The 12465-nt window shown below is 63.1% G+C and carries 13 protein-coding genes; 6 read left to right on the top strand and 7 right to left on the bottom strand.

What is annotated here, in order from left to right; genetic code table 11:
* Nucleotides 1–35 precede the first annotated feature (35 nt).
* The 3 genes from thrC to SB765_RS13290 all read left to right on the top strand — a co-directional run bounded on the left by thrC (nt 36) and on the right by SB765_RS13290 (nt 2354).
* Nucleotides 36–1445, top strand: a complete 1410-nt coding sequence (gene thrC, locus SB765_RS13300; RefSeq protein WP_341797722.1) for a threonine synthase — start codon at nt 36–38, stop codon at nt 1443–1445.
* Between the two features lie 129 nt (nt 1446–1574).
* Nucleotides 1575–1994: a histidine kinase gene (locus SB765_RS13295; RefSeq protein WP_410931455.1), complete on the top strand. Its 420-nt coding sequence runs from the start codon at nt 1575–1577 to the stop codon at nt 1992–1994.
* A gap of 78 nt (nt 1995–2072) precedes the next feature.
* Nucleotides 2073–2354: a DUF3509 domain-containing protein gene (locus tag SB765_RS13290; protein ID WP_016501222.1), complete on the top strand. Its 282-nt coding sequence runs from the start codon at nt 2073–2075 to the stop codon at nt 2352–2354.
* Nucleotides 2355–2619: 265 nt separating this feature from the next.
* On the opposite strand, the gene SB765_RS13285 is transcribed toward SB765_RS13290, so the two are convergent.
* Entirely contained in the window at nt 2620–3495 is an 876-nt protein-coding gene (locus tag SB765_RS13285; RefSeq protein ID WP_410910836.1) for a TIGR02285 family protein, read from the bottom strand.
* Nucleotides 3496–3516: 21 nt separating this feature from the next.
* A complete protein-coding gene (locus SB765_RS13280) occupies nt 3517–4716 on the bottom strand; it encodes a CaiB/BaiF CoA transferase family protein (RefSeq protein WP_410931454.1) in 1200 nt (399 codons plus the stop codon).
* Nucleotides 4717–4847: 131 nt separating this feature from the next.
* Between SB765_RS13280 and SB765_RS13275 the strand changes: the two genes are divergently transcribed.
* The 3 genes from SB765_RS13275 (at nt 4848) to SB765_RS13265 (ending at nt 8443) form a co-directional block, all read left to right on the top strand.
* Nucleotides 4848–5390: a YaeQ family protein gene (locus tag SB765_RS13275; RefSeq protein WP_016485154.1), complete on the top strand. Its 543-nt coding sequence runs from the start codon at nt 4848–4850 to the stop codon at nt 5388–5390.
* A gap of 8 nt (nt 5391–5398) precedes the next feature.
* Nucleotides 5399–7108 (top strand): single-stranded-DNA-specific exonuclease RecJ, encoded by a 1710-nt coding sequence (recJ, locus tag SB765_RS13270; RefSeq protein WP_341797726.1) that lies wholly within the window; start codon nt 5399–5401, stop codon nt 7106–7108.
* A gap of 228 nt (nt 7109–7336) precedes the next feature.
* Entirely contained in the window at nt 7337–8443 is a 1107-nt protein-coding gene (locus SB765_RS13265; protein ID WP_341797727.1) for an NADH:flavin oxidoreductase/NADH oxidase, read from the top strand.
* A gap of 160 nt (nt 8444–8603) precedes the next feature.
* Here the strand turns inward: SB765_RS13265 and SB765_RS13260 are convergent, their stop codons facing one another.
* From SB765_RS13260 to SB765_RS13240, 5 genes are all read right to left on the bottom strand, one after another.
* Nucleotides 8604–8936, bottom strand: a complete 333-nt coding sequence (locus tag SB765_RS13260; protein ID WP_043203391.1) for a type II toxin-antitoxin system HicB family antitoxin — start codon at nt 8934–8936, stop codon at nt 8604–8606.
* Entirely contained in the window at nt 8933–9187 is a 255-nt protein-coding gene (locus SB765_RS13255) for a type II toxin-antitoxin system HicA family toxin (RefSeq protein ID WP_174369763.1), read from the bottom strand. Before SB765_RS13255 ends, SB765_RS13260 begins: the two co-directional genes overlap by 4 nt.
* A gap of 128 nt (nt 9188–9315) precedes the next feature.
* Nucleotides 9316–10740: a gamma-aminobutyraldehyde dehydrogenase gene (locus SB765_RS13250; RefSeq protein WP_341797729.1), complete on the bottom strand. Its 1425-nt coding sequence runs from the start codon at nt 10738–10740 to the stop codon at nt 9316–9318.
* A gap of 17 nt (nt 10741–10757) precedes the next feature.
* Complete coding sequence (locus SB765_RS13245) at nt 10758–11564, bottom strand: ABC transporter permease (protein ID WP_049275623.1); 807 nt, start codon at nt 11562–11564, stop codon at nt 10758–10760.
* Nucleotides 11554–12465 (bottom strand): ABC transporter permease, encoded by a 912-nt coding sequence (locus SB765_RS13240; RefSeq protein ID WP_410910838.1) that lies wholly within the window; start codon nt 12463–12465, stop codon nt 11554–11556. The genes SB765_RS13245 and SB765_RS13240 overlap by 11 nt, the downstream gene beginning before the upstream one ends.

The following is a 12465-nucleotide window of genomic DNA, read 5'->3' as shown; positions in this document are numbered from 1 at the left end:
CGCGGCCCCGGCCCCAGCATCGAAGGTTTGCACCCATGCGCTATATCAGTACCCGCGGCCAGGCACCGGCCCTGAATTTCGAAGACGTGTTGCTGGCTGGCCTGGCCAGTGACGGCGGCCTGTACGTGCCAGAAAACCTGCCACGCTTCACCCAGGAAGAAATCGCTTCCTGGGCTGGCCTGCCATACCACGAGCTGGCCTTCCGCGTGATGCGCCCGTTCGTTGAAGGCAGCATCGCCGACGCCGATTTCAAGAAGATCCTCGAAGAAACCTACGGCGAGTTCGCCCACGCTGCGGTCGCCCCGCTGCGTCAGCTGAATAGCAACGAGTGGGTGCTGGAGCTGTTCCACGGCCCGACCTTGGCGTTCAAGGACTTCGCCCTGCAACTGCTCGGCCGCCTGCTCGACCACGTGCTGGCCAAGCGCAACGAGCGCGTGGTGATCATTGGCGCCACCAGCGGTGACACCGGTTCCGCCGCCATCGAAGGCTGCCGCCGTTGCGATAATGTCGACATCTTCATCCTGCACCCGCACCAGCGCGTGTCGGAAGTGCAGCGCCGCCAGATGACCACCATCTTCGGGGACAACATCCACAACATCGCCATCGAAGGCAACTTCGACGACTGCCAGGAAATGGTCAAGGCCAGCTTCGCCGACCAGTCGTTCCTCAAGGGCACCCGCCTGGTGGCAGTCAACTCGATCAACTGGGCGCGCATCATGGCCCAGATCGTCTACTACTTCCACGCAGCCCTGCAGCTGGGCGGCCCGGCACGTTCGGTGGCGTTCTCGGTACCAACCGGCAACTTCGGCGACATCTTCGCCGGTTACCTGGCGCGCAACATGGGCCTGCCGATCAGCCAGCTGATCGTCGCCACCAACCGCAACGACATCCTGCACCGCTTCATGAGCGGCAACCAGTACGTCAAGGACACCCTGCACGCGACCCTGTCGCCGTCGATGGACATCATGGTCTCGTCCAACTTCGAGCGCCTGCTGTTCGACCTGCACGGCCGCAACGGCGCCTCCATTGCCGAGCTGATGGACAACTTCAAGCAAGGTGGCGGCTTCAGCGTCGAGCAAGGCCGGTGGACCGAAGCCCGCAAACTGTTCGACTCGCTGGCTGTCAGCGACGAGCAGACCTGCGAAACCATTGCCGAAGTCTTCGCTGCCACCGGTGAAGTGCTGGACCCGCACACCGCGATTGGCGTCAAGGCTGCCCGCGAGTGCCGTCGTAGCCTGGACACGCCAATGGTGGTGCTGGGTACCGCGCACCCGGTCAAGTTCCCGGAAGCGGTGGAAAAGGCGGGTGTAGGCAAGGCGCTGGAGCTGCCGGCGCACCTCAGTGACCTGTTCACCCGTGAAGAGCGTTGCACGGTGCTGGCCAATGACCTGAAAGCAGTGCAGGGCTTTGTCAGCCAGCACGGCAACCGCGGCAAACCGTTGTAAGCGCGTTGCCATGTGGGGCCGCAAAGCGGCCCCACATGTCAGCCTTTTCCTTTGATCCTTCAGAAATTTCCTCTTCGGCCCGTCCAGCGCCAAGCCTAAATTAGCCGGTCCTCCCACCAGGAGCGGCATATGCACCAGCCCTACGTGTTGATCCACCAGGCTCGCCCGTCCCACCAGATCCTCCTGCACCAGGCCCTCAACGCCCAAGGCATTTTCAACGTGCGCATCAGCGCAAACGCCACCGACCTGGACGCTTGCCTGGCTGCTGAACGTCGCCCCGACCTGCTGATTCTCGACCACGCCATGCCAACCCGGGCCGGCCTTTCTTTGCTCGCACGGCAGCATCGATCACGAGTGTTGCTGTTCGTCGGTCAGGCTACCCCCAAGCACCAGAACCTTGCCCAGGAGGCAAGAAAGCGGGGCCTCTGGGTACTCGCCGAACTCCCCTGGCCGCTTTCGACGACACGCCTGCAGCGTGCCCTGCAAGCGCTGCAGGAGCGCCCGTGGCGGCGTATTCAAACTGTCATGTCTGCCCCGCATGCTCAATGAAACAGCTGCGGCATACGAACTTTGCGCTGCGCCTGTTGGTCAGTTCCTTTATATCCCACCACGCAGCGAGTGAACCGGATGGAAAGAATCTGCAAACTGCTCAACGAAGCCCTGACTCCCTATCAGGCCCAGCTTGGCATCGCCGATGCCAGCGGCAATCGTCAGTTGACCGTTCACGACCGCGTTGCCGGCATTACCTTGCGACGCATGGTCAGCGAGCGTCAGTTGCAAGAGCAACGCCTGTTGATCGATCTGGTAGATGGCCTGCACCGTGACTTGCAGATTGCCGAAGGGCGGTTGCAGCCTTGTGTGATCGCGGCGCTGCAGCAGCGTCAGCAACCCCAGGGAACCTTTGCCTGAGTGGTGTATCAGACAGTGTAAGGGTAGCCAGCCAGTGCTTTGCTCCGGTGCTGGCAAGGCTGCCTCGGGAAGTCCCCAAGGACTTTCGCTTGGCCCCGGGCGTCCTCCCCAGCGTCCGGGGTTTCTTTTTTCTGCGCAGGCACATTTCCCTGTAGGAGCAGCCTTGTGCTGCGAAAGGGCCAGTGCAGCTTGAGAATGTCGTTTGTCATAAGGGCCTCTTCGCAGCACAAGGCTGCTCCTACAGCGACCGTGTATGTCGGTTGGCTTATTGGCCTTCGAAGAAGCGTTTGCTGTCTTCCAGATAGTCTTCCTGTAACGCCGGATCCAGCCAACGCGCATACAACGCCGGCAAAACATCCCGGCGCAGTGCAGGTAACAGCTGATCGATATGCGCGATCGCTTCGCGCCCCAAAGGGCTGTCCGTGCAACCCACATGCAGAAACTGGTAGCGCTCTACCCCCTGCACCGGATGAAACTGGTAATCCGCCAGTGCCCCCCCTTGCTGCTGAATCAGATAGCGCACTTCCGGCCAGTAGCCGAGCACCATGCGCAGGCGCCCCAGCTGTTGCATCTGTAGCAGGTTGGCGGTGGCATCGTTGCCGTAGTGACGGCTGAGCACGCTGTCGGGCAACTGGCGCAGGATGGCGTCGATCTGGGTGCCGTAGCTGCGTTCTGCAACAATCCCCAGCTTCAGCGAGTCGTTGCTCAGCAGACCATGCAGGTCTACCTGCTGACCGTCGAGGTACGGCACCACCAGCGCCTGGTTTTCCTTGCGCAGCACCAGGCCACCGCTGAGCACGCCCAGCGATGGCATGGAAAAGCGCACATATTCGGCACGTTCCGGGGTCCATAGCAGGGTAGGGTCGCAGGTGAAGCTGTTGCGGTCTTGCAGCATCTGGATGCCACGGGCGCGGTTGACCCGCACAATGCTGTGGTCGTATTCGGGCATCTGCCCAATCAGCAGCGGCAACAACTGGTCGATCACCCCTTGGCCTTTTTCCGGGCCTGCAAAAATGGTGAACGGCGGCAGGTCACGCACCAGCCAGAACATGCGTTCCTTGGCACTGACAGGCTGTAGCAGCAATGCGGGCAGTAGCCCGCACAGCAGGATCAGGTGGCGTAGCCCGCGGGTAGCGCGCATGGGCGAGGGCGGCGCCAGGCGTCAGACCGCGCCGGCTTCGCGCAGGCCGGCAATGGCCGCTGCGTCGTAGCCCAGGCGGGAGAGCAATGCCTCGGTGTGTTCGCCCAGCGCCGGGCCGACCCATTCGGTGGAGCCAGGCGTATCCGACAGCTTCGGCACGATGCCCGGCATGCGGAACGGCTTGCCGTCCGGCAGCTTGGCCTGCAGGAACATTTCCCGCGCCAGGTACTGCGGGTCATTGAACATGTCCTCGGCCGAATAGATACGGCTGGCCGGTACTTCGGCCGTGGTCAGTACCTGCATCAGTTGCTCAAGAGGCAGGCTGTTGGCCCAGCGGTCGATCACCCCGTACAGCTCGTCACGGCGCAGGTCGCGGCCATCGTTGCTGGCCAGGGTCGGGTCATCTGCCAGGTCGGCACGGCCAATGGCCTGCATGAAGCGCTTGAAGATCGCATCGCCGTTGGCGCCGATCTGCACGTGCTTGCCGTCGGCGCTGGTGTGGATGGAGGAGGGAGTGATACCCGGCATGATGTTGCCGGTGCGCTCGCGGATAAAACCGAACACATCGAACTCCGGGACCATGCTTTCCATCATGGCGAAGATCGCTTCGTACAGCGCCACGTCCACCACCTGGCCCTGGCCGCCATTGACCTCACGGTGGCGCAGCGCCATCAACGCACCGATCACCCCCCACAGGGCGGCGATCGAATCGCCGATGGAAATGCCCGTGCGTACCGGCGGGCGGTCGTCGAAGCCGGTGATGTAGCGCAAACCGCCCATCGACTCGCCCACCGCGCCGAAGCCCGGTTGGTCTTTCATCGGCCCGGTCTGGCCAAAGCCCGAGAGGCGCACCATTACCAGGCGCGGGTTAAGGGCATGCAGCACATCCCAGCCCAGGCCGAGTTTTTCCAGCACGCCCGGGCGGAAGTTCTCGATCAGGATGTCGGCGTCGGCCAGCAGGCGCTTCAGAATCTCGAGGCCTTCGGGGTGCTTGAGGTTGAGGGTGAGCGATTGCTTGTTGCGCGCCTGCACGAACCACCACAGCGAAGTGCCCTCGTACAGCTTGCGCCACTTGCGCAACGGGTCGCCGCCATCGGGGGATTCGACCTTGATCACCTCGGCGCCGAATTCGGCACAGATGCGCGAGGCGAACGGCCCGGCAATCAGGGTACCAAGTTCGACAACTTTGAGGCCGGCGAGGGGTTTGCTGGGCGTCGACATGGGGCATCCGTGGCAGCTGGGCAGAGCCGTGGTTTTATCACACGTCGGTTTCGCCGGGTACTGCTGCGGCGCATGGAAGGTGCGGATGGGTTAGACTGTGCCACTTTTCTTTTGCACGAAGCCCGTCGACCATGGCCCAGCCGTCCACCACCTACAAGTTCGAATTGAATCTGACCGACCTTGATCGCAATGTCTACGAAAGCGTCAAGCAGACCATTGCTCGCCACCCTTCGGAAACCGAAGAGCGTATGGCGGTTCGTCTGTTGGCGTATGCGCTCTGGTACAACGAGAACTTGTCGTTTGGCCGCGGTCTGTCGGATGTCGATGAGCCGGCACTGTGGGAAAAGAGCCTGGACGATCGCGTGTTGCACTGGATCGAAGTGGGCCAGCCAGACGCCGACCGCCTGACCTGGTGCTCGCGCCGTACCGAACGCACCAGCCTGCTGGCCTATGGCAGCCTGCGTGTGTGGGAAGGCAAGGTGGTGGGCGCGGTCAAGAACCTGAAAAACCTGAACATCGCTGCCGTGCCTCAGGAGGTGCTGGAGACGCTGGCCACCGACATGCCGCGCAGCATCAAGTGGGACGTGATGATCAGCGAAGGCACGGTGTTCGTGACGGATGACCGTGGCCAGCACGAAGTGCAACTGCAGTGGCTGCTCGGTGAGCGTGGCTGAAGCGACCCATGCGCATCGAACCTCGCCCCCTGCCGCCGACCCTGCCATTTCTGGGTAACTTGCCACCCTTGCTGACCCGCCTGTACGCCGCGCGCGGCGTGCAGTCCGAGGCCGAACTGGACAAAAGCCTGGCGCGCCTGCTGCCGTACCAGCAGCTCAAGGGCATCGAGGCCGGTGTCGACCTGCTGGTCGAGGCGCTGGACCAGCGCCAGCGCATTCTTATCGTTGGCGACTTCGATGCCGATGGCGCCACCGCCAGCACCGTCGGGGTGCTGGGCCTGCGCCTGATGGGTGCAGCCCACGTCGATTACCTGGTGCCCAACCGCTTCGAATACGGCTACGGCCTGACCCCGGAAATCGTCGAGGTGGCACTGCAGCGTCAGCCGCAACTGCTGATCACCGTGGACAACGGCATTTCCAGCGTCGAGGGTGTGGCGGCAGCCAAGGCCGCCGGGCTCAAGGTACTGGTCACCGACCACCACCTGCCTGGCCAGCAATTGCCCGATGCCGACGCCATCATCAACCCTAACCAGCCGGGCTGTACGTTCCCGAGCAAGGCGCTGGCCGGGGTAGGGGTGATCTTCTATGTGCTGATGGCCCTGCGCGCGCGCCTGCGCAGCCTGGGGCGCTACGAGACGCACCCACAGCCGAACATCGGCGAACTGCTCGACCTGGTCGCGCTAGGCAGCGTCGCCGACGTGGTGCCGCTGGATGCCAACAACCGCATCCTGGTGCACCAGGGTCTCGAGCGCATCCGCGCCGGCCGCGCCCGGCCAGGGCTGAAGGCGATTCTCGAAGTGGCCCGCCGCGATCACCGGCGCATCACCTCGACTGACCTGGGTTTCATCCTCGGCCCACGGCTGAACGCCGCCGGTCGCCTGGACGACATGAGCCTGGGCATTGAATGCCTGCTGTGCGAAGACGCGGCACTGGCCCAGGACATGGCCCAGCAGCTGGACGACCTGAACCAGGACCGCAAGTCCATCGAGCAGGGCATGCAGCGCGAGGCCCTGGCCCAGCTCAAGGACCTGCCGGTCGAGTCGATGCCGTATGGACTGTGCCTGTTCGATGCCGACTGGCACCAGGGTGTGATCGGTATTCTGGCTTCGCGCCTTAAAGAGCGTTATCACCGGCCAACCATCGCCTTCGCTGATGCCGGCGAGGGCATGCTCAAAGGTTCGGCGCGCTCGGTACCAGGCTTCCACATCCGCGATGCACTGGATGCCGTGGCGGCGCGTCACCCGCAACTGATCAGCAAGTTCGGCGGCCACGCCATGGCTGCGGGCTTATCGTTGCCTGAGGGTAATTTCCCGGCCTTTGCCGAGGCGTTCGACGAAGAAGTGCGGCGCCAGCTGCGTGAGGAAGACCTGACAGGCCGGCTGTTGTCCGATGGCAGCCTGGCCGTGGAGGAATTCCACCTCGACCTGGCCAAGGCCCTGCGCCATGCCGGGCCTTGGGGCCAGCATTTCCCCGAGCCGCTGTTCCACGGCGTGTTCCAGCTGGTGGAGCAGCGCGTGGTGGGCGAGCGGCACCTGAAGGTGGTGCTCAAGAGCGAGTGTGGTTCGGTTCGACTGGATGGCATTGCCTTTGGCGTCGACCGCGAAGTGTGGCCGAACCCGACCGTGCGCTGGGTCGAACTGGCGTACAAGCTGGATGTGAACGAGTTTCGTGGCAACGAAAGTGTGCAGTTGATGATTGCCCACATGGAGCCGCGCTGACGGGTTCGCTGGGCTTGCCTTGATTCTTGTGGTGTGCGGAAATCCAGCGCCGCCCGCGCGGCGCTCGATCTCAAAGCCGACATCACTCTCAAGGCAGGCACCCAAATCCCATGGAACCTCCCCCCCACCCATTCTGGTCTAGTCTGAAGTTATGACCGGACCTGGGCCAGGGACGTGCAATTGAGTGTCCGGGCCGGATCACCATTGGAGTTCTTGGGAGGTGCCCTCATGAGCCTGCTGCTCGAGCCTTACACCCTGCGTCAGCTGACCTTGCCCAACCGCATCGCGGTATCGCCGATGTGCCAGTATTCCGCCGTCGATGGCCTGGCCAACGACTGGCACCTTGTCCATTTAGGCAGCCGTGCCGTTGGTGGCGCGGGCTTGGTGATCACGGAAGCCGTGGCGGTGACCGCCAATGGCCGTATCACCGCCGAAGACCTTGGCCTGTGGGACGACACCCAGATAGCGCCGCTGCAACGCATCACCCGCTTCATTACCGCCCAGGGTGCCGTACCTGGCATCCAGTTGGCCCATGCCGGGCGCAAGGCCAGCACTTACCGCCCATGGTTGGGCAAGCAAGGCAGCGTCAAGCTGGAAGAGGGCGGCTGGCAGCCAGTAGGCCCGTCGAAGATCGCGTTCGACCCGCAACACACACCGCCACATGAGCTGACCCCGGCCGAGATCCAGGATGTGATCGCGGCCTTCGTCGCCTCGACCGCGCGCGCCTTGAAGGCCGGTTTCAAGGTGGTGGAAATCCATGCAGCCCATGGCTACCTGTTGCATCAGTTCCTGTCACCTTTAAGCAACCAGCGCCGCGACGAGTACGGCAGTTGTTTCGAAAACCGCATCCGCCTGACCCTGCAGGTGGTCGAGGCCGTGCGCAAGGTGTGGCCTGCCGAGTTGCCACTGATGGTGCGGGTATCGGCAACCGATTGGGTGGAGGACGGCTGGAACCCGGATGAAACCGTCGAACTGGCTCGTCGCCTGCGAGGGTTGGGTGTGGACCTGATCGATGTATCCTCTGGGGGCACCTCGGTAAACGCCGAGATCCCCACCGGCCCCGGCTACCAGACCCGCTTCGCTGAACGCGTGCGCAAGGAATCGGAAATTGCCACCGGCACCGTGGGCATGATCACCGAACCGGCCCAGGCCGAGCACATCCTGCGCACCGGCCAGGCCGACCTCATCTTCCTCGCCCGCGAGCTGCTGCGTGACCCGTACTGGCCACTGCACGCCGACGACGACCTGGGCGGCAACAAGGCCACCTGGCCTGCGCAATACCAACGCGCGACCAGCCGCGCCAACCCGATTCACGAGTCCGACCTGCGCGATTGACCCAACCCTTGCGCGGTCCCTATAGGAGCGGCCTTGTGTCGCGACAGGGCTGCGAAGCGGCCCCAGATTTTTCAGCTCCGCCGCTGACAATGCTGGGGCCGCTTCGCAGCCCTTTCGCGACGCAAGGCCGCTCCTACAATGACCGTGTTGGCAGCTCGAATCAGTTATAGGCAGCCTTGCTGAGGATATCGCTGACCCATTGGTTGATGCTCTTTTCCGCCAGCTCTGCCTTGGCCGCCACGCTGGCGTGAAGGGTAGGCTCAAGGCGTAGGCTAAGCTTTCCGGAGTACGTTTTCTGCGGCTCCCTCCCGAGGCGTTCGCAAGTCTCAAGATAATCGTCAACGGCCTCTTCAAATGCTTGACGCAATTCACTGATCGATTCGCCATGAAAACCGATCACGTCGCGAATACCTGCGACATGGCCGATCAGCAACTGGTCTTCGTCGCTGTATTCGATACGAGCGGCGTAGCCGCGGTAAGTCATTACATTCATGGTAATAGTCCTGCCTGCTCAATGAACTGACGGGCGTCTCGCAGTTGATAAGGCTTGGCGTGCCTGTCCGGATGAGGGCGGTGGAAGGTTGCCACCGCTCCATTGAGTTCAAAGCGAACCCGTGACCCCCTTCCTTCTATGACCCTTGCACCCAGCGATACCAGCAGTGACTCCACTCGCGCCCAGTCCAGTGTCTTGGGAACCGGCCTTTTCAGTAATGCTTCAAGTGTGGCTTGCTGATGATTATTAATGGTATCAGATTATGATACCAATCATGAAGGCTCAATGGGCGCGCAGTAGGAGGACGTAGATCGCGGTTGAAGGAAAATTCTGAGATGTTGACCGAGGGGCATTGGAGGCCCTCGGCCAACGCGAGCGCTTAGTGCTTGATCATCACATGCCGCACACAGGTGTAGTCCTCCAGCCCATACATCGACATATCCTTCCCATACCCCGAATGCTTCTGCCCGCCATGGGGCATTTCGCTGACCAGCATGAAGTGGGTATTCACCCAGGTGCAGCCATACTGCAGGCGCGCCGCCAGGCGGTGGGCGCGGCCGGTGTCGCGGGTCCAGACCGATGAGGCCAGGCCGTAGTTGGAGTCGTTTGCCCATTCCAGCGCCTGCGCTTCGTCCTTGAAGCGGGTGACCGATACCACCGGGCCGAACACTTCGTTGCGCACGATCTCGTCGTCCTGCTGGGCATCGGCCAACACCGTCGGTTCGAAGAAGAAACCATCGCCATCAATCGCCTTGCCGCCGGTCACCAGGCGAATGTGCGGTTGGGCGATGGCCCGCTGCACAAGGCCTGCGACCTTGTCGCGGTGCTGGGCACTGATCAACGGCCCCAGCTCGGTGTCCTCGGCCTCCTGCAGGCCCGGTTTGAGGCTGGCTACGGCTTCACCCAGGCGCTCGACAAAGCGCTCGTAGATGCCGTCCTGCACGTACAGGCGGCAGGCTGCGGTGCAGTCCTGGCCGGCGTTGTAGAAGCCGAAAGTGCGGATGCCGTCGATGGCAGCGTCGATGTCGGCGTCGTCGAACACCAGCACCGGGGCCTTGCCACCCAGCTCCATGTGCATGCGTTTCACGCTGTCGGCGGTGGCGCTGATGATGTGCGCACCAGTGGGGATGGAGCCGGTCAGCGACACCATGCGCACCTTGGGATGGTTGACCAGCGGGTTGCCGACGGTCTGGCCGCGGCCAAAGAGAATGTTGAGGACGCCCGGTGGCAGCAGATCCTGGGCCAGTTCACCCAGGCGCAAGGCGGTCAGCGGCGTCAGTTCGGAGGGTTTGATCACCACTGTATTGCCGGCTGCCAGGGCCGGCGCGATCTTCCACGCCAACATCATCAGCGGATAGTTCCACGGTGCGATGGAAGCAACTACGCCCAATGGGTCGCGGCGGATCATCGAGGTGTGGCCGGGCAGGTACTCGCCCGCCGCCAAGCCCCCCAGGCAACGCGCTGCACCGGCGAAGTAGCGGAACACGTCGGCAATCGCCGGGATTTCATCGTTCAGCGCGGCGCTCAGGGGCTTGCCGCAGTTCTGCGATTCCAGCCGGGCCAGTTCATCGCCATGGGCTTCGATGGCATCCGCCAGCGCCAGCAAGGTTTGCGAGCGGTCCTTGGGGCTGGTTTGCGACCAGCTGTCGAAGGCCTGGTCGGCGGCGCGCACGGCGCTGTCCACTTGGGCCTCGGTGGCTTCGTTGATCTGTGCCAGGGCGGTTCCCAGCGCCGGGTTGAGCACGGTCCAGGCCGGGCCTTGGCCAGCGACCAGTTGGCCATTGATCAGCATCTGCGTTTGCATCGGGGACTCCTCCAGGGTCATTTGCCACTGCCCGCGACGCTCTCGCCGCCACGGGTCAGGTAGTAGGCGCCAAGGATTGGCAGCATGGTCACCAACATCACCAGCATGGCGACCACGTTGGTCACCGGCACGTCGCGCGGGCGGCTGAGCTGGTTCAACAGCCAGATCGGCAGGGTGCGTTCATGGCCGGCGGTGAAGGTGGTGACGATGATTTCATCGAACGACAGGGCAAAAGCCAGCATGCCACCGGCCAGCAGTGCCGAGCCAAGGTTGGGCAGGATGATGTAGCGGAAGGTCTGCCAGCCATCGGCGCCCAAATCCATCGACGCTTCAATCAGGCTCTGCGAGGTGCGCCGCAGGCGGGCGATCACGTTGTTGTAGACGATCACCACGCAGAACGTGGCGTGACCGACCACGATGGTGAACACCCCGGGCTCTATCCCCAGGGACTTGAAGGCCGAGAGCAGGGCGATGCCGGTGATGATGCCGGGCAGGGCGATAGGCAGGATCAGCATCAGCGAAATGCTCTCTTTGCCGAAGAAGCTGCGCCGATACAACGCGACCGACGCCAGGGTGCCCAGCACCAGGGCAATCAGTGTGGCCAGGCAGGCCACCTGCAGCGACAGCTTGATCGCCTCCAGTACATCGGGCCGGGCGAAAGCCACGCCGATCCACTTCAGGGTAAAGCCCTTGGGTGGGAAGCTGAACGCCGCGTCTTCTGTGTTGAAGGCGTACAGGAAGATGATCAGGATCGGGAAGTGCAGGAATAGCAGCCCGCCCCAAGCCGCCAGTCGCAGCCCTGTTGAAGCTTTTTCAGAGTGCATCGAAGGCCCCCAGGCGCTTGACGATGGACAGGTACACGGCAATCAGCACGATGGGCACCAGGGTGAACGCGGCGGCCATCGGCATGTTGCCGATCGCCCCTTGCTGGGCATAGACCATGCTGCCGATGAAGTAACCGGGTGGGCCGACCAGCTGCGGCACGATGAAGTCACCCAGGGTGAGCGAGAAGGTGAAGATCGAGCCGGCGGCGATGCCTGGGATCGAAAGCGGCAGGATCACCTGCACGAAGGTTTGCCCGGGCCGTGCGCCAAGGTCTGCCGAGGCTTGCAGCAGCGAAGGCGGCAGGCGCTCCAGCGAGGCCTGGATCGGCAGGATCATGAATGGCAGCCAGATGTACACGAACACCATGAAGCGCCCCAGGTGGGAAGTCGACAGCGTGCTGCCGCCCACGCCCGGCACGGCCAGCAACGCCTGCAGCAGGCCATCCAGGTGCAACTGCTGGACGAACCACTGGGCGACGCCGCCCTTTGCCAGCAGCAGGGTCCAGGCATAGGTTTTGACGATGTAGCTGGCCCACATCGGCATCATCACCGCGATGTAGAAAAACGCCTTGGTCTTGCCGCTGGTGAAGCGCGCCATGTAGTAGGCGATGGGGAAGGCCAGTACCGCGCTGGCCAATGACACGGCCACCGCCATGCCCAGGGTGCGCAGGATGATGTCGAAGTTCGACGGGTTGAACAGCGCGGCGAAGTTGCCCAGGGTCAGGTCCGGGGTCACCGCCATGGTGAAGTCGTCGAAAGTGTAGAAACCTTGCCACAGCAGGTTCAGCAACGAGCCCAGGTAGATTGCGCCGAACCACGTCAGCGGGGGGGCCAGCAGCAGTGCGAGGTAAAGGCTCGGGCGCCGGTACAGCAGGTTGGACAGGCTGCGCAGTGTGCTCAT

The sequence above is a fragment of the Pseudomonas sp. SIMBA_067 genome, from assembly GCF_046534675.1.
GTDB lineage: Bacteria > Pseudomonadota > Gammaproteobacteria > Pseudomonadales > Pseudomonadaceae > Aquipseudomonas > Aquipseudomonas putida.
The sequence above is the reverse complement of the archived record's forward strand: the minus strand, read 5'-3'. Positions and strand labels throughout refer to the sequence as shown.

Coding starts and splice junctions, on each gene's coding strand:
- thrC (WP_341797722.1), top strand. CDS start 36: ATGCGCTATATCAGTACCCGCGGCCAGGCACCGGCCCTGAATTTCGAA.
- SB765_RS13295 (WP_410931455.1), top strand. CDS start 1,575: ATGCACCAGCCCTACGTGTTGATCCACCAGGCTCGCCCGTCCCACCAG.
- SB765_RS13290 (WP_016501222.1), top strand. CDS start 2,073: ATGGAAAGAATCTGCAAACTGCTCAACGAAGCCCTGACTCCCTATCAG.
- SB765_RS13285 (WP_410910836.1), bottom strand. CDS start 3,495: ATGCGCGCTACCCGCGGGCTACGCCACCTGATCCTGCTGTGCGGGCTA.
- SB765_RS13280 (WP_410931454.1), bottom strand. CDS start 4,716: ATGTCGACGCCCAGCAAACCCCTCGCCGGCCTCAAAGTTGTCGAACTT.
- SB765_RS13275 (WP_016485154.1), top strand. CDS start 4,848: ATGGCCCAGCCGTCCACCACCTACAAGTTCGAATTGAATCTGACCGAC.
- recJ (WP_341797726.1), top strand. CDS start 5,399: ATGCGCATCGAACCTCGCCCCCTGCCGCCGACCCTGCCATTTCTGGGT.
- SB765_RS13265 (WP_341797727.1), top strand. CDS start 7,337: ATGAGCCTGCTGCTCGAGCCTTACACCCTGCGTCAGCTGACCTTGCCC.
- SB765_RS13260 (WP_043203391.1), bottom strand. CDS start 8,936: ATGAATGTAATGACTTACCGCGGCTACGCCGCTCGTATCGAATACAGC.
- SB765_RS13250 (WP_341797729.1), bottom strand. CDS start 10,740: ATGCAAACGCAGATGCTGATCAATGGCCAACTGGTCGCTGGCCAAGGC.
- SB765_RS13245 (WP_049275623.1), bottom strand. CDS start 11,564: ATGCACTCTGAAAAAGCTTCAACAGGGCTGCGACTGGCGGCTTGGGGC.
- SB765_RS13240 (WP_410910838.1), bottom strand. CDS start 12,465: ATGAGCACACTGCGCAGCCTGTCCAACCTGCTGTACCGGCGCCCGAGC.